Genomic DNA, 19,134 nt, shown 5'->3' on the forward strand with positions numbered 1-19,134 from the left:
CCGGATTTTCTGACAGCGGCGGCCGCGGTACGGCAATGCTATCCCGGGAGGCGGCCGCTGTTTCACCGGCGGACCGTCGGGAGGAGGAGATGACGATCTGGCCGGTTGTGTCCGGCCACCGCGGCACCGGGCGGTGACCGACCCGGCGGGTGGCCCCGAGGCGACGCCTGCAGAGCCGTGTCACCATCGTGCCGCCCGCCCCTCACGCGGCAGCCGCCGGGCGTCTCGGGCAGTGGTGCTCTGACGGCGGGGCTCTGGCGCCGCCGCCCTGCCGCCCGCGCCGCCGCCCGCCCCGCTCCCGCGGCCCGCAGTCCGCGGCCTACCGCCCGTCACACGCCGGCCCGGTCCTCCTGGGTGAGCGCCGTGCCGGGCCTGCGTCGGACGCGGGCCGCCGGACGTCCGACGCAGTGAGCCCCCGCCGGTGCCCAGTGCACGCCCGGCGACACGTTCGGGCCGGTCAGGGTAGGCCTGACCGGCATGACGGGAAGCGACCGCGGCCGAGGTGGCGCCGTGCGGTCAGGAAGTGGGCACGGTTCGCAACAGGGCCTCGGCGGCCAGCTCGTACCCGAGCGGGCCGAGGCCGGCAATCACCCCGGCCGCCAGCGGTGAGACCACCGACTCGTGCCGGAACGCCTCTCTGGCCCACACGTTCGACAGGTGGACCTCGATCCACGGGTGCGGGTAGTTCGCCAGGGCGTCCCGCAGGCTCCAGCCGGCGATCATCAACGCCCCCGGGTTCACGATCGCGCCGACCGTGTCGTAGTTGTCCTGAATGGCGTGGATCAGCTCGCCCTCGGACTCGCGCTGGACCGCCACGACCTGCCAGCCCCGGTCAGCGACCCGCTTCGCGACCGCCGCCTCGATGTCGGCGAGAGTCGCCGTCCCGTAGATCTCGGGCTGGCGCCGGCCGAGAATCCCCAGGTTCGGTCCGTTCAGGAGAAGCAGGCTGCTCACAGTGAACCTCTACAAGTGTGTGGCATGTTGTCTGGGCACGGTGTTTATAGCAAGGCCCATGGGTTCTCCAGGCGGCGGGCCCGGTGCCGGCCGATCGTATCCACCTGGTCGCAGTCGGTCCTAACCCCCGATGGTGGTCGCCATCCGTGGTGTCGGCATCGTGACAGCGCCGGTGATGCGCCACCCCGGGAGTATTACGTCTCCTGGTGCACCTGTTCGCTTGTCCGTGGTTCTTGTATAGATTCCCTGCCTGTCGTGCCCGTGATTTGCACCTGCCGGGCACGGCCGGCGGGCCTGCGGCATCTCGCTGGCCACGCCCGGCCTTCCGTACACATCTCTGAGAGGTGATCTGTATGAGTGACAGTCGGCGGACGGCACCCGAGTTCCCGGCCTGGCCCCAGTTCGACGACGCGGAGCGGGCCGGGCTCATCCGTGCGCTCGACCAGGGCCAGTGGTGGCGGATGGGTGGCACCGAGGTCGACTCGTTCGAGCGGGAGTTCGCGGAGTACCACGGAGCGGCTCACGCGCTGGCGGTGACGAACGGTACGCACGCCCTGGAGCTCGCCCTGCAGGTGCTCGGCGTCGGCCCCGGCACCGAGGTGATCGTTCCCGGCTTCACCTTCATCTCGTCGTCCCAGGCCGCGCAGCGGCTCGGCGCGGTCGCGGTGCCCGTCGACGTGGATCTGGAGACCTACTGCATCGACCCGGCGGCCGTCGAGGCTGCGATCACCCCCCGGACCAGGGCGATCATGCCGGTGCACATGGCCGGCCACTTCTCCGACATGGACGCCCTCGGCAAGATCGCCGCGAACGCCGGCGTCCCGCTCATCCAGGACGCCGCCCACGCCCATGGCACCAGCTGGGCAGGCCGCCGGGTTGGTGAGCACGGCAGTATCGCGGCGTTCAGCTTCCAGAACGGCAAGCTGATGACCGCCGGTGAGGGCGGCGCGGTCACCTTCCCCGACGCGGAGCAGTACGAGCAGGCGTTCCTGCGGCACAGCTGCGGCCGCCCGCGCACCGACCGCCGCTACCTGCACCAGACGTCCGGCTCGAACTTCCGGATGAACGAGTTCACCGCGTCGGTGCTGCGCGCCCAGCTCGCCCGGCTCGGCGGGCAGATCGACACCCGCGAGCAGCGCTGGCCGGTGCTCGCCGAGCTGCTCGCGCAGATCCCCGGGGTCGTGCCGCAGGGCCGCGACCCGCGCTGCGACCGCAACTCGCACTACATGGCGATGTTCCGGCTGCCCGGCGTCGGCGAGGAGCGGCGCAACGCCCTCGTGGACGCCCTGATCGAACGCGGTCTGCCGGCCTTCGCCGCGTTCCGCGCCATCTACCGGTCGGACGGCTTCTGGGAGACCGGCGCGCCGGACGCGACCGTCGACCAGCTCGCCGCCCGCTGCCCGAACGTCGAGGCGCTCAGCGCGGACGGCATCTGGCTGCACCACCGCACCCTGCTCGGCACCGAGGCGCAGATGCACACCATCGCCGAGATCCTGGCCGAGACCCTGGCCGGCGTGTGAGCGGCACGTCCGTAGCCGGGACGTCTGTGGCCGGGACGTCCGCAGTGGACGGCACGGTCCGGGTCGCGGTGGTCGGGCTCGGGTGGGCCGGGCGGTCGATCTGGCTGCCCCGGCTGCGCGACCATCCCGCGTTCGAGGTGGTGGCCCTGGTCGACCCCGACCCGGGCACCCGGGCCGAGGTGGCCGCCGAGCTCGCGGCCGGCGTTGGCGCCGGCGTTGGCGTCGACGTGCTCGCCCATCCCGCGGAGCTGACCCGCTCGGCGGTCGACCTCGCCGTCGTCGCCGTCCCGAACCACCTGCACAGCCCGGTCGCCGTCGGCCTGCTCGCGGCCGGGGTGCCGGTGTTCGTCGAGAAGCCGGTCTGCCTGCGTACCGCCGAGGCGGAGACCCTGGCCGCCGCCGAGCTGGCCGGGGGAGCGGTGCTCCTGGCCGGCAGCGCCGCCCGCTTCCGGGCCGACGTCCGCGCGTTGTACGGCATCGCCGAGCAGCTCGGCACCATCCGGCACGTCGACGTCTCCTGGGTGCGCGCCCGTGGTGTGCCCGACGCCGGCGGCTGGTTCACCCGGCGCGACCTCGCCGGCGGGGGGGCGCTTCTCGACCTCGGCTGGCACCTGCTCGACGCCGCCGCCCCCCTCGTGGGGACCGACGGATTCGTCCACGCGGTGGGCACGGTCTCCGGCGACTTCGTCGCCGACGCCGCGTGGAGCGCCTCCTGGCGCCATCCCGACGACGCGGCCGGCTCCCGGCCCGGCGGCAACGTCGAGGACACGGTCCGGGCGTTCCTCGTCAGTGGCACCGGGGTGTCCGTGGCGCTGCGGGCCAGCTGGGCATCCCACGAGCCGCTCGACGGCACGGTGGTGCGGGTCGAGGGCAGCGCCGGCTCCGCCGAGCTGCGCTGCACCTTCGGCTTCAGCCCCAACCGCCACCCACGGTCGACGCTGACCTGGACGAAGAACGGCACCACCACCAGCGTGGACGTCCCCACCGAACCGATCGGCGCCGAGTACCGCCGCCAGCTCGACGAGCTTCCGGCACAGCTCGCCGACCCGACCCGGCGCGGTGCCGCGGTCGCGCAGGCGAGGTCGACCATCGCCGCCATCGAAAAGATCTACGAGTCCGCCGGGCTGGCGCAGTCCGCCGTTCCGGCACATACCGCCACGTCGGCGCTGCTGCCCGCCGCGTCCTGACACACCGGTGGGCAGCGCTGCCACGCCAAGCATGGGGGGAGCCGATGGGCACCACAGCAATCGTTTTCGACCTCGACGGTGTGATCGTCGACAGTCACGCCGTGATGCGGGAGGCCTTCACGCGTGCCTACGCGGAGGTCGTGGGCCCGGGCCCCGCTCCGTTCGAGGAGTACAACCGGCACCTCGGCCGGTACTTCCCGGACATCATGCGGATCATGGGCCTCCCGCTGGAGATGGAAGGCCCCTTCGTCCGGGAGAGCTACCGGCTCGCTCCCCAGGTCCTGTTGTTCGACGGGGTCCGCGAGCTGCTGACCGGCCTCCTCGACCGGGGGATCCGGCTCGCCGTCGCGACCGGCAAGAGCGGACCGCGGGCCCGTGACCTGCTGGCCCAGCTGGGCATCCTCGACTGCTTCGAACGGGTCATCGGCTCCGAYGAGGTCGCCCGGCCCAAACCGRCACCGGACATCATCCAGCTCGCGCTGGAAACCCTGGGCGCGGGTCCCGCGGACGCGATGATGATCGGCGACGCCGTCACCGACATCCAGAGCGCCCGCGGGGCCGGTGTGCGGGCCGTCGCCGCCGTGTGGGGGCAGGTCGACGAGTCCGAGTTGCTGGCAGCGGCACCCGACTGGGTGATCTGGTCCCCGATGCAGCTCCTCGGCCTCCTCGCGGAGCAGCCGTACCTGACAGTCTGACCGCCGAAACGGGTCCGCCGCCGGTCAGCGGCCCGGTTCGTCCGGCCTGTCCGGCCTGTCCGGCCTTTCCAGGTCGCGGGCGAGCAGCACCGCGCCCGTCAGCGACGACAGGCCACCCCGCGCCGCCCGGACGGGCACCGCGGGATGGCCCGGCCGGGCCATCGCCTCCGTCCGGGCCGCCACGGCGTCGACGAAACCGGCCAGCCCGTCCGCGAAGCCGCCGCCGATCACCGCCAGATCGGGCCGCACCAGCTCGGTCAGGCCGGTGATCGCGCCCGCCAGTGCCTGCGCTGTGGCCTCGACGGCCTCCTGGGCCCAGCTTTCACCGCCCTCCCAGCCGGCCTGCAGCTGCGGGTAGGTCACCTCCGCATCCGCAGCGCCCGCGGGGTGCGCGCGCAGGCGGGTCGCCCGGTGCAGGGTGGCGGGTCCGGACGCGAGGGCCTGCAGGCAGCCGCGGCGTCCGCACCGGCACAGTGGCCCGTCCAGGGCGATGACCAGATGGCCGATCTCGCAGGAGCCGCGCGCCGGCCCCGGGCAGAGCCGGCCGTCGAGGACGATCCCGCCGCCGATGCCGGTGCCGACACCCAGGTAGACCAGGTTCGCGGCACCGGCATGGTGCGCCTCGGCCAGCGCGGCGAGGTCGCCGTCGTCGGCCAGCGCCACCTGCGCTCCCGGCACGAGATCCCGCAGGGCCTGCCCGAGCTGCAGGCCCGCCCAGGACGGCCGGCTCGGCCAGGTGGTGACCCGCCCGTCGGAGTCGACCGTCGCGGGCATCGCCACGCCGATCGCGGTCACCTGCCCGTCCCACCCGTCGCACAGGGCCCGGACGCCCGCACCGAGATCACGCAGATCGGTCTCGGCCGGAGCGCCGACCGACCAGCGGAACACCGCCTCGCGCGAGCGCCCGCCCGCCTCGTGGCTCGTCGCCTCGTGGCTCGTCGCTTCCAGGCTCGTGGTCCCCTGGTTCGTCGTCTCCAGCCGCAGCGCCACCTTGGTGCCGCCCACGTCGATGCCGAGTCGGCCGGTCACCCGCGGGGCCGTCACCGCGCACCCGGCAGGCCGAAGAACGCCCGGTACAGGTCGACCTGCTCGGCCAGCATGTGGATGCCCGGATGGGTACGCAGGCCCCGCCCCTGGGCTGCCTGCAGCAGCCGCGTCCGCGCCGGTTTCATGATGATGTCGGCGACGACGCACCCGTCCGGCAGGTCCGTCGGGTCGAACGGCAGCGGGTCCTGGGGGCGCAACCCGAGCGGGGTGGCGTTCACGACCACGTCGACCGGGCCCTGTCCGTCCCGCGGCGTGGCCCTTCCGGGCCAGTGGGCGTCCAACCGGCGCAGCAGGTCGGTGAGCCGGGCCTGGTCCGGATCGCGCACGGTCAGCCGGGCGCAGCCGGCATCGAGCAGCGCCACCGCGATGGCGCTGCCGGCGCCGCCCGTCCCGACCAGCCGGATCTCGCTGCCGGCGATCCGATGGCCCGCGCGGAGCATGCCGCGGACGAAGCCCGCACCGTCGAAGTTGTCGGCCAGCCAGCGCCCGTCGGGCTCCCGCCGCAGCGCGTTCGCGCTGCCACTGATCGCAGCGGCGGGGGAGCGGAGGTCGGCCAGGTCGGCCGCGGCCACCTTGTGCGGGATCGTGATCAGGATCCCGTCCAGGTTGGCGATGGAACGCAGCCCCGTCAACACGGCCGGGAAGTCGGCCGGCCGCGCGTGCACCGGGACGAGCACCGCGTCCAGCCCCGCCTCGGCGAAGACCGGGTTCACCAGCCGCGGCGCCTGCACCTGGTCGACCGGGTCGCCGACGACGACGTACAGCCGCGTCGTGCCGCTGATCTCCCGCGGTCGCGCCGCCGGCCGCGTCCCGAGGGCGTCGGATGTCGTCACGGCGCGCTCCGGTCCATCGTGGCGAGCGTCGAGGCCACCAGGTCCGCCGGGACGTCCGGCACCAGCCGGGGCCCGTCCGGCGAGTCCAGGACGAAGGCCAGCCCGGTGGTCGTCGACGTGCTCGTCGACTTCTTGTCCAGCCGCATGATCGACACGAGTTCGCCGTCGTCCACGCCGGCGGGAAGCGCGGTCGGCAGCCCGTAGTGCGCGACCACCTCGTGGTGCTCGGCGGCCCGCGCCTCGTCGATCAGGCCCAGCCGTGCCGCGAGCCGGCCCGCGAACACCGTCCCGACCGCCACACCTTCGCCGTGGCGCATCCCGAAGCCGGTCGCGATCTCCAGGGCGTGGCCGAGGGTGTGCCCGTAGTTCAGGATGTGGCGGAGACCGGAGTCGCGCTCGTCGCGGGCGACCACCGACGCCTTGAGCGCGACGCTGCGGGCTATCTGCTCCTCGACGGGCAGGCCGCGCAGGTCACCCGTGCCGATGAAGTGCGCCCGCGCGATCTCGCCGTAGCCGTTGATCCACTCGCGGGCGGGCAACGTCCGCAGGTAGTCGGTGTCGCACAGCACCGTGCTCGGCTGCCAGTAGGCGCCCACCAGGTTCTTGCCGGCCGGGAGGTTCACTGCGGTCTTGCCGCCGACGCTGGCGTCCACCTGGGCCAGCAGGGAGGTCGGCAGATGGATCACCGCGATCCCACGGTGGTAGAGCGCCGCGGCGAGGCCGACGACATCGGTGGTCGTCCCGCCTCCGCAGGACACCACCGCGTCCGACCGGGTGAGACCGAAGGCCGCGAACTGTTCGCACAGGTCCTGCACGTTGGCCAGGGTCTTGTCGCGCTCGCCGTCGCGGGCGGTGATTCGCACGGCCGGGACCCCGGGATCGGGCACCGCGCCCTCCTCGGGCCGCGCCGAGACAATCGCGACCCGTGCCGCACCGACCCGCGCGACCGCCGCCGGCAGCAGGTGCCGGACACCCGGCCCGACGTCGACCGGGTAACCGCGCTCACCGAGGTCGACCCATACCCGGTGCGCCRTGACTGACTCCGTCATTGTTGTCCTTCCGGTGTGCGTCTCGTGGTGGATGGTGATCCTGGCGTCCGGTAACCGTGCGCACCCCTGATGACTATTCAGGAATAGGGTGCACGGCTCGGATCGTGGATGGCACGGGTGGGCGGGCGCGGGTGTATCCAGGCCGTACTATCGGCAACGGCTCCGAATTACCGTGAACGGAGCAGAGGGGTCTGGGGTCAAAAACATGGTTGGTACGCAACCGTTGGTCCTGCCGGCGACAGATCTCGCGCAGCGCGGTCGCACGATCGTGGATCAGTTCTCGAGAATTGTCACCATGCGTGCCAGTAGTATCGCGGTGCGCGATGAAATGCTGGTGCTGACCTATGCTGAACTGGACTGGCGTTCTTCCGCGTTGGCCCGCTCCCTTTCCGCCGCCGGCGGCGGAAAGGGAAACGTCGGCATCCTGCTGGACCAGGGCGCCACCGCGATCATCGCCATGCTCGGCGCGCTCAAGGCCGGCCGACCGTTCGTCCCGCTCGACCCGATGCTGCCGGCCGCCCGACTGGGCCAGATCCTGCAGCTGGCGGACGTCGCGGTCTGTGTGACGGACGAGCTGCACCGAGAACTGCTCGCCGCCGCCGACGACCCGGCGCGCCCCACCCGGATCCACGCTGTGATCATCGATGCCGCGGGCCGGGCCGGCGACCCCCCGGTGGCCGACGACCGGGTACCGGACGACGCGCTGCCCGGCTGGCACACCCTGCCCGCCGACCCTGCCTTCGTGGTGTTCAGCTCTGGGTCCACCGGCGTCCCCAAGGGCGTGATCTGGCGTAACCAGACCGTCGTCCACGAGCTCGAATCGGGCCTCGACCAGGTTGGTGTCAACGCCACCGACCAGATGGCCCTGATCCTGCCGGTCGCCTTCGCCGCCGGTATCACGGTGATGTTCTGGGGGCTGCTCTCCGGAGCGACGCTGCATGTCCTCGACCCGCGCGCACGCGGGATCGGGGTTGTCCCCGGCTGGCTCGCCGAGCGCGGGATCACCACCCTGCATCTGACACCGGCCCTCATCCGGGCGCTCGTCGGCGCCGTGCCGCCCGGCCAGGCGCCGACCAGCCTGCGGGCGGTCACCAGCTCCGGCGAAGCGGTCTACGGCCGTGACGTGACCGCCCTTCGCACGATTCTCCCGAGAACCTGTACGTTCTACAACTGGTCGGGGTCCACCGAGACAGCGTCTCTCGCCTTCTTCCCGGTGCGCGCCGACGACCCTCTTCCCGCCGGCCCGCTTCCGGCCGGGTGGGCCGTCCGTGGCAAGACCATTGCCATCGTCGACGACCATGGCAATCCTGTTCCTGACGGTGTCACCGGCGAGATGGCAGTGACGTCGGAGTACCTTTCCGGCGGGTACTGGAACGCCGCGCAGATGACTGCACTGCGTTTTCGCCCGGCGGCGGGTAATCCGAATTCAGGTGACCCCGATACCGGGGTGACGTACCGCGCCGGCGATCTGGCTCGCCGACGTCCCGACGGATGCATCGAACTGCTCGGGCGCGCTGACGCCGCCGTCAAGATCCGCGGATATCTGGTGGAGCCGGCGGAGATCGAGACCGTCCTGCTCACCTCGCCGGACATCGTCGAGGCCGTCGTCGTCGCGGAGCGACCGGAGGACCGGCCCGCGCAGCTGATCGCCTACGTTGTCTGCACGAGCGCCGTCACGTCGGCGGCCGTGACCGTCCGGGCGCTGCTGCGGGCGAAGCTGCCTGCCTACATGGTTCCCTCCTCGGTGGTGCTGCTCGAGCAGCTCCCTCGCAACGAGCGCGGCAAGGTGGACCGCACCGCGCTGCCGCCGGTGCCCCCGCGGGCGCCCGGCCGGCTCCCGACGGGTCGCAGTCACTGGGAGCTTGTGGTTCGGGACCTGTTCGCGCAGGTGCTCAAGGTCGACGAGGTCTTCCTCGACGACGACTTCGTCGAACTCGGCGGCGACTCGCTCCTCGCCCAGCAGCTGCTCGGCGAGATCGCCGCCCGCCTCGGCGTACGCCTGCCGACGTCGGTGCTGGTGGAGGCGCCGACCATCGCGACGCTCGCCGTCCGGGTGGCACGAGCTCACCGTGACATCCCTACCCACCCGACCTGCGTCCCCCTCGCGACCGACGGCACGAGGCCGCCGCTCTTCTGCGTCGCGGGGGCCGGCGGACTGGCCATCAACTTTGTCGCGCTCTCCCGTCTGCTCGGCTCCGACCTGCCCTGCTACGGCTTCCAGGCACAGGGCCTGGAGAACCGGGCGCTCCCCGACTGGAGCGTCGAGCGTCACGCCCGCCGCCACCTGACGGTGCTGCGCCTGATCCAGCCCACCGGGCCGTATCACATCGCCGGGTTCTCCTTCGGTGGTCTGGTCGCCCTGGAGATGGCGCATCTGCTCGTCGATTCCGGGGAGGAGGTGGCACTGCTGACCCTGCTCGACAGCAAGCTGCCCCGATCCGCGCAGGCGGGGCCCGCCGACGTCCCGGCGCGAGCGGTGGAGCGACGTCTCCCGGTGCCCAACCTGACCAAACTGCGCAAGGCGGCGCGGCTGCCACTGGCCGGACTGGTCCGCTACCCGGGCATGACCCAGTTCGACACCTTCTTCGACCAGTCCCGGCTCATCGCGCAGTCCTATCGGGTACGCCCCTACGCCGGCCGGTCGCTGCTCTACCTGGCCGAGGACAACTCCGACCCGGCCCGGGACGGCTGGACCGACATCCTGACCGGCGAGGCGACCGTCGTCACCGTGCCCGGCGAGCACCACTCGATGCTCAACGAGCCTCATGTCGGTGCCCTCGCTGCGGACCTGCGTGCCCGGCTGGACGAGGTGATGACCCGGTGACGTCCAGGGGCGGTGCGCCGCGGTCCGACCGGCCGCATAGTGTCTTCCGCCGTGGTCTCGTCGCGTGGGTCCGTCCTGTCCTCCCGGGTGACCCGCCTRCACGCCCGGGCGGTCGCGAAGCTGACCGGTGTCGACGAGGYGGCACGTAGCCTGCAGTTCTTCGCCGACCAGGGACGGTCCGTCGCCGCCCTGGTCGGCCTGTCGATCGTCGGATCCGTGGCGGTCGCCGCGGGCCCGTTCCTGCTGCGCCACCTCATCGACGACTCCCTCCCGACCGGCCGGCTCCGCGATCTCGTCCTTCCGGTCGCGTTGCTCGGCGCCCTGCTGGTGTTCGAAGCGGCAGTGCTGTCGACCCRCATGGCGCTCATCGCCCGGCTCGGCGCCGTGATCGCCGTGCGCATGCGGCAGGCCGCGAACGCACGCATCCAGCGGCTCCCGTTCGGCTTCTTCCCACGGAGCCAACAGGGCGAGGTCATGACGGTGATGTCCACCGACGTGATCACGGCGCAGTACGCGATCTCGGCGATCGTCCAGGCCGTGATCTGCCGCGTCGCGGACATCGCGGTCGGTCTGACCGTCGTCTTCGTCCTCGACTGGCGGCTGAGCCTCGTGGTGCTGCTCCTCGCCCCGATCACCCTTGTGATCATGAAGGTTGGCCGGCGGCGCCTCGCCGGACTGTCCCAGCGCCAACGCGAACTCGACGGGCAGCTCATGGCCCAGGTGGCTGACACCTCCTCCGTGTCGGGCGCCCTGCATGTCCGGCTGTTCGACCGGGCGGACCACGAGTGCACCCGGTTCGACGCCGCCGGCGCCGGCCTGCTGGCCGCCGCCCGTGAGCAGGCAGGGCTGACATCCCGCGTGCGCCTGGTGGTGAACCTCGGCGTCGTCCTGACGATGATCGTCGTCGTCACCGTCGGTGCGTGGCTGGTCTCCACCGAACGCACCACGCTCGGGACCGTCGCCGCGCTCGGTGGCGCCCTGCTGGTGTCCTTCGGGCCGCTGGCCTCCGCGGTCGAGCTCAAGTCAGAGCTCTCCTCCGCCGGTGCGTCCTTCCGCCGGGTCTTCGCCCTGCTTGATCTGCCGGTTGACGAGGCGTACGCCCGGGTGCGCGAACGCGTGCCGCCGGGCGGCGGTCTGCCCGCGGGCCAGGCCCTCGACCTCGTCTTCGAGGACGTCTGGTTCTCCTACGACCGCGCGGCGACCGGCGACCATGATCGCGTGACTGACCGCGTGACTGACCGCGCGACGACCGACGACAGCTGGGATCTGCGCGGGATCACCCTGCGCGCCGCCCCGGGCACGACCACCGCGGTCGTCGGGGCGAGTGGTGCGGGCAAGACGACCCTCGCCTACCTTGCCAGCGGCGTGCACCGGCCCCAGCGCGGCACGATTCGTCTCAGTGGTCTGGCCCTCGACGACATAGCCTCGTCCGAGCTGCATACGGCGGTCGGCGTCGTTCCGCAGGATCCCCATCTGTTTCACGACACCATTGCGGCCAACCTTCGGTACGGCCGACTCGACRCCACCGACGACGAGCTGCGGGAAGCACTCGACGCCGCCCATCTCTCCGCGCTGCTCGACCGCCTGCCGGAAGGTCTCGAGACCCGTGTCGGCGCCCGCGGCTACCGATTGTCCGGGGGTGAACGCCAGCGCCTCRCCATCGCCCGCGTTCTCCTCCAGTCACCGCAGGTTCTCGTCCTGGACGAGGCGACCTCGGCACTCGACAGCATCTCCGAAGCCGCCGTCCGTGCTGCGTTGGACCGGCTTTCCGTCGGCCGGACCTGCCTGGTGATCGCGCACCGGCTTTCCACCGTCATCGATGCCGACCGGATCTATGTGATGGATCGCGGCCGGATCATCGAGAACGGCACCCACAATGATCTGCTCGCCGACGGCGGTACCTACGCGCAGCTGTATGGACCGGTCACGACCGGATAACCCGCACCCGCCGGACGGGCGCGTACCTGGAGCCGCTCACCCTGCGGTCCGAAAATGCTGATCRCCTCCGTCGGCACCGACCCGGTGTTGGTGARCGCATGCGGAACATGGGTGTCGAACTCGGCGACCTCGCCGGCGGCCAGCGTCATATCGTGCTCACCCAGCACCAGCCGGAGGCGCCCGGACAGCACATAGATCCACGCGTATCCCTCGTGGGACCGCTGCTCCGCTGTGCACACCGGCCGCCGGGCGGGAACGATCATCTTGAACGCCTGCAGCCCGCCCGGACGCCGGGCAAGGGGGATGAACGCCATCCCGGCGCGTTCGATCGGGCGCGGCAGAGCCCGAGGAGCCGCGTGCTGCGGCATCCCCACGAGATCATCTATCGGAAGCCGGTAGACCCGCGCGAGTTTCACCAGCATCTCGAGAGTGACGCGGCGCTGGCCGGACTCCATCCGGGACAGGGTGCTGACCGAGATCCCGGTCGCCTGCGACAGCTCCGGGAGCGTGGTGCCGCGGCCCTTCCGCAGCGCGCGCAGTCGTGGRCCCACGGTCGCGAGGACCAGGTCGACGTCCCCTTCCTGTCGATCATCGGTCACACCTCCATTTCCGGTCCAACCGAACTGGCTGTCAAGTCCGCGAGGCGCGGGCCGCCTGCCCGCCTGACGCAGGCGGGATCAGGGGCCCGGTGGGCGCACCCGCTGTACCGGGCGATCGGTTCGTCCTATGCTGGACCAATGGGTGAGATGACGGTCTCATATGGTGAGACGATCTGGGATCCGGAAACCTACGACGCTCCGCGTCGGCGGCTGGTTCCCGCCTTCGATCTGCTCTACGGGGCTGCGGCTGATCTGGTCGGCGAGCTCGGCGTGCCCCACCCGGAGATCCTTGATCTGGGGGCGGGTACGGGCCTGCTGTCGGCCGCCGTGCGCAGGGCGGTTCCCGGCGCGCGGCTGCACCTGATGGACGGCGCGCGCCCGATGGTCGACGGTGCGGTGGCGCGGCTCGGCGAGAGCGTGGCATCAGTCACGGTCGCGGACCTCACCGATCCGTTGCCGGTCGGGCCGTTCGACGCCGTGGTGTCAGCGCTGGCGATCCACCATCTTGGTGACAGCGCCAAGCGTGACCTGTTCCGCCGCATCCGGCTCGCGCTCGTCCCCGGCGGTCTGTTCGTGAATCTTGAGCAGGTGGCTGGTCCGGACGATCACGCGACCGCGAGGTACGAACGGATGCACGAGCAGTGGGCGCGGCAGGCTGGCTCGGACGACGAGGAGTGGGCCGGGGCGCTCGTGCGCATGGCCCATGACCAGTGCTCTCCGCTGGACGACCAGCTGAGCTGGTTGCGGGAGGTCGGTTTCGCCTCCGTCGACTGCGCCGTCAAGGTCTGGCGCTTCGCCGTCTACTCCGGCCGGTCCCGGCACTAGTGCCGGGACCGACAGGGCCCGCCCCGGCCGGCACGCCCAGCCGGCCCGCGGGTGCCGCCGCCGAGTCGCCCCCGCCGAGTCGCCGGCTGCGGCGGCTCGGCGGTGCGCCGGTGTCGAGCGGTCGTGCCCGACCCGAAGGTGCGGGGCGCTGTGCCGGTGGTGCCGGGGTGTCGCGATGGCGACAGTGGACGGGCCCGGTCGCGGCCGGAGGTCACTCCCGGGTATGACCCGGGTCGGGCGGAGCCGCGGTGAGTCGGCGGCGCGGAGGCAGATCATTCGACGGTCAAGGACGTTCTGCGGGATCCCAGGGCCTGCCCGGGGCGTTGCTAAGGGTGCGTTCCCGTGGGTCGGCGGAATGAGCGCAGCAAATTCTTGAGAACGTCTTACAAGCTTCTACAGCGGAGTAGCAGAATTGTGCCCTGACGTAAGGGTTCTGTGTGTGCGTCATTGGCTGGGTCTGTGGTTCGTGGTGCGGGCATCGGTACTACTATGAGCCGCCCGGAGTTAGAAGGCTGACGGTCGCCTGGAGTTGTGCATGCGGATCGCTTTCCTGTGCGAGCAGTACCCGCCGATCATCTGGGACGGTGCTGGCGTGTACACCCATGACATTGCGCACGCGCTGGCACGGCGCGGGCACGAGGTCCATGTGCTGTGCACGCAGGGCCGAGGCGTGCGCGACGAGGTGTTCGAGGGCGTCCACGTTTACCGCCGTCCGCTGTTGCGGGCCCCGCTCAGCCGTTACCTGGGGCCGGCGGGAAAGCTGATCACCGGGCGTGACCATCCGCGGGATTCGCTGACCCTGCGGGCGTCACTGGCCCTGTCCTACGGCTTCTGGCTGCGCCGGCTCGGGATCAGGCCGGATGTCATCGAGACCCAGGACGGTGAGACACGGGGCCTGTTCACCGCGCTCGGGCGCCGTACTCCACTCGTGATCCATCTTCACACCCCCACGATGATGGACGTGCGGCTGCGTGATCCCGAACTGACCCGCAAGGGTGAGTTCGCCGATCGGGTCGACCGGTTCTCGGCGCTGCGGGCCGACGTGCGGACCTCGCCGTCCCAGCTGCTTGTCGACACGTTGCGCGAACTCGACTGGCTGCGGCCGGACACCGACGTGGACGTGATTCCCTATCCGTTCGACAACAGGCCCTTCGCGGATGTGCCCACGGCGGAGCACACGGGCCGGGATCTGGTGGTCGTCGGCCGGCTGGAGTGGCGCAAGGGCCTCGACGTGCTGATCGACGCCGCGGCCAGGCTGCAGACACGAGGCGTGGACGCAAAGCTGATCTTCGTCGGGCAGTCGTCCGGGCGGGTCGACGGCATCGAGACCGGGACCTGGCTGGAACGCCGGGCCGCCGACCTCGGGGTCCCGGTACGGTTCGACGGGCACGTGTCGCGGACCGAGCTTCCCGGCCGCTACGGGGAGGCCCGGGCGGTGGTGGTACCGAGCCGCTTCGAAAGCTTCTCGATCGCCGGCCTGGAAGGAATGGCGGCCGCGCGGCCGGTCGTCGCCACCGCAACGACCGGGGTCGCCACCTGGGTCGACCGGTGGAAGGGCGGGGTCGTCGTTCCGCCGGAGAACCCGGACGCGATGGCCGATGCGCTGGAACCGTTTCTGACGGATCCGGCACACGCGGCCACGGTGGGGCTCCGGGGTCGGGGAGGAACCGCGGAACTCGACCCGGCTCTGATCGCCGCGCGCCGTGAGGAGGTCTACCTCAAAGCGATCGCGCGGCATCAGATCCACGGCGCCGGCAAGGGGCGGCGCTAGCCGACTCGTTTACCCTGTTAGCCGCGCCTGACCGGGGCCGGTGGCAGATGGTCGCGCCATTCGGAATGTGTTGAGCTGACAGTGCTGGAGGTTTCAGCTATGCGTGTCGTCGTCGCTGGAGGCGCGGGCTTTCTCGGTAGCCATCTGTGTGATCGGCTGCTCGGCGAGGGCGAGGAGGTCGTCTGTGTCGACAACTTCCTCACCGGGCGGAGGAGCAATGTCGAGCATCTCCTCGACCGGCCCGGATTCGATCTGATCGAGCAGGACGTATCCGAGCAGGTCGCGGTGCCGGGGGCGGTGGATGCGATCCTCCAGTTCGCGTCGCCGGCATCGCCGCTCGACTACGCGAGATACCCCATCGAGACGTTGAAGGCCGGCGCGCACGGCACCCTCAACACCCTCGATCTTGCGCGGAGCAAGGGTGCGCGTTTCCTGCTCGCGTCGACCTCGGAGGTCTACGGCGACCCCCTGGTACACCCCCAGGAGGAGTCGTACTGGGGGCACGTGAACCCGATCGGCCCGCGCAGCATGTACGACGAGGCCAAGCGTTACGCCGAGGCGTTGACGACCGCCTACCGGAACCGGCATGGCATCGACACCGCCATCATCCGGATCTTCAACACCTACGGCCCGCGGATGCGTACTGACGACGGGCGGGCCATTCCCGCCTTCGTCTCGCAGGCACTGCGCGGTGAGCCGGTCACCGTGGCCGGCGACGGGATGCAGACCCGGTCCGTCTGCTACGTCGACGACCTCGTCGAGGGCATCCTGCGGATGCTGCGCAGCGGGCTGCCCGGCCCGGTGAACCTCGGCAACCCGCACGAGATGACGATCATCGACACCGCGAGGCTCGTGGTCGAGCTGGTGGGTGCCGAGGTGCCGATCACCTTCATGCCGCGGCCCGGCGACGACCCGATGGTGCGGCGGCCGGACATCACGCGCGCCCGGCAGCAGCTCGACTGGGAGCCGACGATCGAGGTGCGCGACGGGCTGCTCCGCACCATCGAATGGTTCGCGGCCGAACTCGCCGCCAGGCCGGTGGCCGGGGCCGGGACAGCCACACCCGGGGCCTGAGCCCGAAGCCCGGGCCCTGAGTCCGGGCCCTGAGCCCGCTCCGCGCCCCTGACCGGCTGTGATGGTCAGAGGCGCGGACCGGGCCGGCGCCGACTCACAGGTGCGGAAGCACCTCCTCGGCGACGAGGGCCAGGTGGTCGAGATCCGTCATGTCGAGGATCTGCAGGTAGACCCGGCTGGCGCCGGCGCCGTCCGGTCCGTAGGCAGCGAGCCGGTCCAGCACCTCGGCGGGGGAGCCGGCCAGGCCCCGCTCCCGCAGTGTGTCGAGCTTGCTCATGTCTCCGCCGCGTTCGGCGCGCCGTCTGACCTCCGCCTCGTCCCGGCCGCAGCAGAGAGTGAGCGCCACCGAGCAGATCAGGCCGGCGGGATCGCGCCCGGCGGCGGCAGCGGCCTCCCGTACCACCTCGAACTGGGCCGCGGCCTGCGCCGGCGGGGCGAAGGGCAGGTTGAACTCGGCGGCGTGGCGCGCGGCGAGCTCCGGCGTACGCCGTCGTCCGGAGCCGCCGATGATGATCGGCGGATGCGGGTCCTGTACCGGCTTCGGCAGCCCCGGGCTGTCTGTCAGCGTGTAGTGCTGGCCGTGGTGGGTGAAGGTGTCGCCGACGGGCGTCCGCCACAGCCCCTCGATGATCGCCAGCTGTTCGGCCAGCCGGTCGAAGCGTTCGCGTACCGGCGGGAACGGGATGCCGTAGGCCTCGTGCTCGGGCGCGTACCAGCCGGCGCCGATTCCCAGCTCCACCCGGCCGCCGCTCATCTCGTCGGCCTGCGCCACGGTGAGCGCCAGCGGCCCGGGGAGGCGGAACGTCGCGCTCGTCACCAGCGTGCCCAGCCGGATCGTCGTGGTTTCCCGGCCGATCGCCGCGAGGGTGGTCCAGGCGTCGGTCGGGCCCGGGAGCGGACTGCCCGAGCCGATCCGCAGGTAGTGGTCCGACCGGAAGAAGGCACCGAAGCCCAGGCGTTCGGCCGCCTGGGCGACGGCGAGCTGGTGCGCGTAGGACGCACCCTGCTGGGGCTCGACGAAGATGCGCAGATCCATACCGCCACCCTGGCAAAGCCCGGCTCCTTGGTCGACCGGACAGCGGCGATCAGCGATCGGCGGCGATCAGCGGCACCCGGCCGCGACCGGGCCGTGTGCCGCACCGCACCTGGTCACGGGCACTTCCCGGTCGGTGGCGCGGGAGGGCGAGGTGCCACCGGTGTGGATCATCCACGACTGCCAGTGTGCGCATGCTCCCGCGACGTCGCCGGCCTCGGCGAGCTGGTGGAAACGGCGGTAGTACCCCACGGCGTGCCGCTGCTCCGGCGCGTCGAGCGACCGCCCGGCCGTCTGCTGACAGCAGGCGGCGACCTGGTGTAGGAGCCGGGCGAGGACGCCCAGCGATCGGTTCGGGCTCTCCGTGGTGACAGTCGAGTACAGCGCAGCGGACGCCCGGCCGAACCCGGGGCCGTCACCCGCCTTGGCGGCGGCCGCGGCGGCCTCGACGGCGGTGTGGAGCTCGGCCAGTGCCGGCGCGGATCTGGTTCGGGTGAAGGCGGCCACCAGCGGTTGTTCCACGATCTCGCGGGCGGCGTGAAGGTCCCGCGTGCTCACACCGTCCATCTGCAGGTGCAGGGCGAACATCCTGGCCAGGTGGTCCAGGGAGGGGCTGGTGACCTGCGGCCCGCCGTGCCGCCCCCGCAGCACGGTGACCAGCCCCTCGGTCTCCAGGATGCGCAGGGCCTCGCGCAGGGTCGCACGGGCGATTCCGAAGACGGCCATGAGCTCGTCCTCGGTCGGGAAACGGTCGCCGGCCTTCAACTCACCGCTGGCGACCCGCGCGCGGATCGATTCCGCGACAACCTCGGACGTCCGTGCGTTTCGCTCACCGGCGTGACGCGTCATGTCAGCCGGCGAGCCGGGTCATGCCAGGGACGGCGATGGCGGCCGTCGCCGCCAGTGTGTTGATGCCTGGTCGCGCGGGCATGTCGTCGGTTTCCCCCCACCGGCTGCGGGTCCGCAGCCGGTTCCACAAGATATCAGCGCTGCTGTGCACTGAATGTTCACCTCAGGGTCGACCGCCGGATCCGTCCGGCCTGTCCTGGTTGCCGAATGCGACCCGCTCCAGACCTTCGAGGTCCAGAACGATGACCCGCCGGTATCCGACATCAACCACCTGCATGTTCCGCAGTTCGGCCAGTGCCCGGTTCACCGATCGCTCGTCCGCGGCGACCAGGGCGGCGAGCTCGGGCTGGCTCAGCCCCACCGCCAGCTGCACACCGCGGGCGGCCGGGCGCCCCCACAGCGTGGCCAGCTCGATGAGGACCCGGGCGAGCCGGCCGCGGACCGAGCCGTCGACGTGCTCGACCCGGCGACGGATCGAGTTGCGCAGCTTGTTCGCGACCATCTCCGCGACAGCGAAGGCAGCCGGCGGGTTCTGCTCGAGGAAGCCGCGGAAGGCCGCCGCGCTCATCGCCCGGCCGATGACGGGCCCGGCCGCCGTGGCGGTCCCGGTGTGGGTGTCCTGCTCCATCGCACTGATCTCGCCGAGCACGTCCCCCCGGGACCGGATGACGAGGAAGGCGAGCCTGTTCTCCTCGCCGTTCGCGGTGATCTTCACGAAGCCGTCCAGAATCAGGATGACCTCTCCGTACGGCTCGGCCTCCCGCATCAGCATCTCGCCGTGCGGGTAGTGCCGTATCCCCCCGAGGGAGAGCAGTTGCTGGCGCAACGCCGGGTTCAGGCGAGCAGGCAGGCTGCCCGGCGGAAAGGGCCGAGAATCCTCAACCAAAGGAATGCCCTCCTTTCACCCCGGGCATCCGTACCCGGAAGGTTCGAGGT

General features: G+C 71.5%; 16 protein-coding genes. 8 read left to right on the forward strand and 8 right to left on the reverse strand.

The features are described 5' to 3' along the window. Positions 1-516: 516 nt before the first annotated feature. Positions 517-954, reverse strand: a complete 438-nt coding sequence (locus CC117_RS08585; RefSeq protein WP_071083214.1) for a type II 3-dehydroquinate dehydratase — start codon at positions 952-954, stop codon at positions 517-519. A gap of 353 nt (positions 955-1,307) precedes the next feature. Here CC117_RS08585 and CC117_RS08590 point away from each other — a divergent pair, with 353 nt between their 5' ends. From CC117_RS08590 to CC117_RS08600, 3 genes are read left to right on the forward strand one after another with little or no spacing between them, the layout of a single operon-like run. Further along, positions 1,308-2,474 carry a DegT/DnrJ/EryC1/StrS family aminotransferase gene (locus CC117_RS08590; RefSeq protein WP_071083215.1) on the forward strand — a complete coding sequence of 389 codons (1,167 nt, stop codon included), beginning with the start codon at positions 1,308-1,310 and terminating at the stop codon, positions 2,472-2,474. A gap of 44 nt (positions 2,475-2,518) precedes the next feature. After that, on the forward strand, positions 2,519-3,661 hold the full coding sequence (locus tag CC117_RS08595; RefSeq protein ID WP_071083216.1) for a Gfo/Idh/MocA family protein: 1,143 nt from the start codon (positions 2,519-2,521) through the stop codon (positions 3,659-3,661). Between the two features lie 44 nt (positions 3,662-3,705). Further along, positions 3,706-4,356, forward strand: a complete 651-nt coding sequence (locus tag CC117_RS08600; RefSeq protein WP_071083217.1) for an HAD-IA family hydrolase — start codon at positions 3,706-3,708, stop codon at positions 4,354-4,356. 24 nt (positions 4,357-4,380) lie between these two features. Here the strand turns inward: CC117_RS08600 and CC117_RS08605 are convergent, their stop codons facing one another. Genes CC117_RS08605 through CC117_RS08615 form a run of 3 tightly spaced genes read right to left on the reverse strand, consistent with a single transcriptional unit; the run spans position 4,381 to position 7,285 of the window. Further along, positions 4,381-5,400, reverse strand: coding sequence for an ROK family protein (locus CC117_RS08605; RefSeq protein WP_071083218.1), 1,020 nt, complete (start codon positions 5,398-5,400; stop codon positions 4,381-4,383). Then, positions 5,397-6,236: a shikimate dehydrogenase family protein gene (locus CC117_RS08610; RefSeq protein ID WP_084131750.1), complete on the reverse strand. Its 840-nt coding sequence runs from the start codon at positions 6,234-6,236 to the stop codon at positions 5,397-5,399. Before CC117_RS08610 ends, CC117_RS08605 begins: the two co-directional genes overlap by 4 nt. Further along, positions 6,233-7,285, reverse strand: a complete 1,053-nt coding sequence (locus CC117_RS08615; protein ID WP_071083219.1) for a 3-dehydroquinate synthase family protein — start codon at positions 7,283-7,285, stop codon at positions 6,233-6,235. Before CC117_RS08615 ends, CC117_RS08610 begins: the two co-directional genes overlap by 4 nt. 295 nt (positions 7,286-7,580) lie before the next feature. Between CC117_RS08615 and CC117_RS08620 the strand changes: the two genes are divergently transcribed. Both CC117_RS08620 and CC117_RS08625 read left to right on the forward strand, forming a co-directional pair. After that, positions 7,581-10,109 (forward strand): alpha/beta fold hydrolase, encoded by a 2,529-nt coding sequence (locus CC117_RS08620; protein WP_241829941.1) that lies wholly within the window; start codon positions 7,581-7,583, stop codon positions 10,107-10,109. Positions 10,110-10,160: 51 nt separating this feature from the next. Beyond that, entirely contained in the window at positions 10,161-12,047 is a 1,887-nt protein-coding gene (locus CC117_RS08625; RefSeq protein WP_241829942.1) for an ABC transporter ATP-binding protein, read from the forward strand. Here the strand turns inward: CC117_RS08625 and CC117_RS08630 are convergent. After that, on the reverse strand, positions 12,011-12,646 hold the full coding sequence (locus tag CC117_RS08630; RefSeq protein ID WP_071083221.1) for a helix-turn-helix domain-containing protein: 636 nt from the start codon (positions 12,644-12,646) through the stop codon (positions 12,011-12,013). The genes CC117_RS08625 and CC117_RS08630 overlap by 37 nt on opposite strands. A 138-nt stretch (positions 12,647-12,784) precedes the next feature. On the opposite strand from CC117_RS08630, the gene CC117_RS08635 reads away from it, so the two are divergent. The 3 genes from CC117_RS08635 (at position 12,785) to CC117_RS08645 (ending at position 16,316) form a co-directional block, all read left to right on the forward strand. Further along, positions 12,785-13,471: a class I SAM-dependent methyltransferase gene (locus tag CC117_RS08635; RefSeq protein WP_084131760.1), complete on the forward strand. Its 687-nt coding sequence runs from the start codon at positions 12,785-12,787 to the stop codon at positions 13,469-13,471. A gap of 535 nt (positions 13,472-14,006) precedes the next feature. Next, positions 14,007-15,242 (forward strand): glycosyltransferase family 4 protein, encoded by a 1,236-nt coding sequence (locus CC117_RS08640; RefSeq protein ID WP_071083222.1) that lies wholly within the window; start codon positions 14,007-14,009, stop codon positions 15,240-15,242. A gap of 99 nt (positions 15,243-15,341) precedes the next feature. Then, on the forward strand, positions 15,342-16,316 hold the full coding sequence (locus tag CC117_RS08645) for a UDP-glucuronic acid decarboxylase family protein (RefSeq protein ID WP_071083223.1): 975 nt from the start codon (positions 15,342-15,344) through the stop codon (positions 16,314-16,316). A 94-nt stretch (positions 16,317-16,410) separates the two neighbouring features. Here CC117_RS08645 and CC117_RS08650 read toward each other — a convergent pair whose 3' ends face one another. The 3 genes from CC117_RS08650 to CC117_RS08660 form a co-directional block, all read right to left on the reverse strand. Continuing rightward, on the reverse strand, positions 16,411-17,352 hold the full coding sequence (locus tag CC117_RS08650) for an LLM class F420-dependent oxidoreductase (RefSeq protein ID WP_071083224.1): 942 nt from the start codon (positions 17,350-17,352) through the stop codon (positions 16,411-16,413). A gap of 66 nt (positions 17,353-17,418) precedes the next feature. After that, positions 17,419-18,198, reverse strand: a complete 780-nt coding sequence (locus CC117_RS08655) for a FadR/GntR family transcriptional regulator (protein WP_071083225.1) — start codon at positions 18,196-18,198, stop codon at positions 17,419-17,421. Positions 18,199-18,361: 163 nt separating this feature from the next. After that, positions 18,362-19,084 (reverse strand): Crp/Fnr family transcriptional regulator, encoded by a 723-nt coding sequence (locus tag CC117_RS08660; protein ID WP_071083226.1) that lies wholly within the window; start codon positions 19,082-19,084, stop codon positions 18,362-18,364. Positions 19,085-19,134: the final 50 nt, after the last annotated feature.

It is taken from the genome of Parafrankia colletiae, assembly GCF_001854655.1.
Lineage (GTDB): Bacteria > Actinomycetota > Actinomycetes > Frankiales > Frankiaceae > Parafrankia > Parafrankia colletiae.

Coding starts and splice junctions, on each gene's coding strand:
- CC117_RS08645 (WP_071083223.1), top strand. CDS start 15,342: ATGCGTGTCGTCGTCGCTGGAGGCGCGGGCTTTCTCGGTAGCCATCTG.
- CC117_RS08650 (WP_071083224.1), bottom strand. CDS start 17,352: ATGGATCTGCGCATCTTCGTCGAGCCCCAGCAGGGTGCGTCCTACGCG.
- CC117_RS08590 (WP_071083215.1), top strand. CDS start 1,308: ATGAGTGACAGTCGGCGGACGGCACCCGAGTTCCCGGCCTGGCCCCAG.
- CC117_RS08635 (WP_084131760.1), top strand. CDS start 12,785: ATGGGTGAGATGACGGTCTCATATGGTGAGACGATCTGGGATCCGGAA.
- CC117_RS08640 (WP_071083222.1), top strand. CDS start 14,007: ATGCGGATCGCTTTCCTGTGCGAGCAGTACCCGCCGATCATCTGGGAC.
- CC117_RS08620 (WP_241829941.1), top strand. CDS start 7,581: ATGCGTGCCAGTAGTATCGCGGTGCGCGATGAAATGCTGGTGCTGACC.
- CC117_RS08655 (WP_071083225.1), bottom strand. CDS start 18,198: ATGACGCGTCACGCCGGTGAGCGAAACGCACGGACGTCCGAGGTTGTC.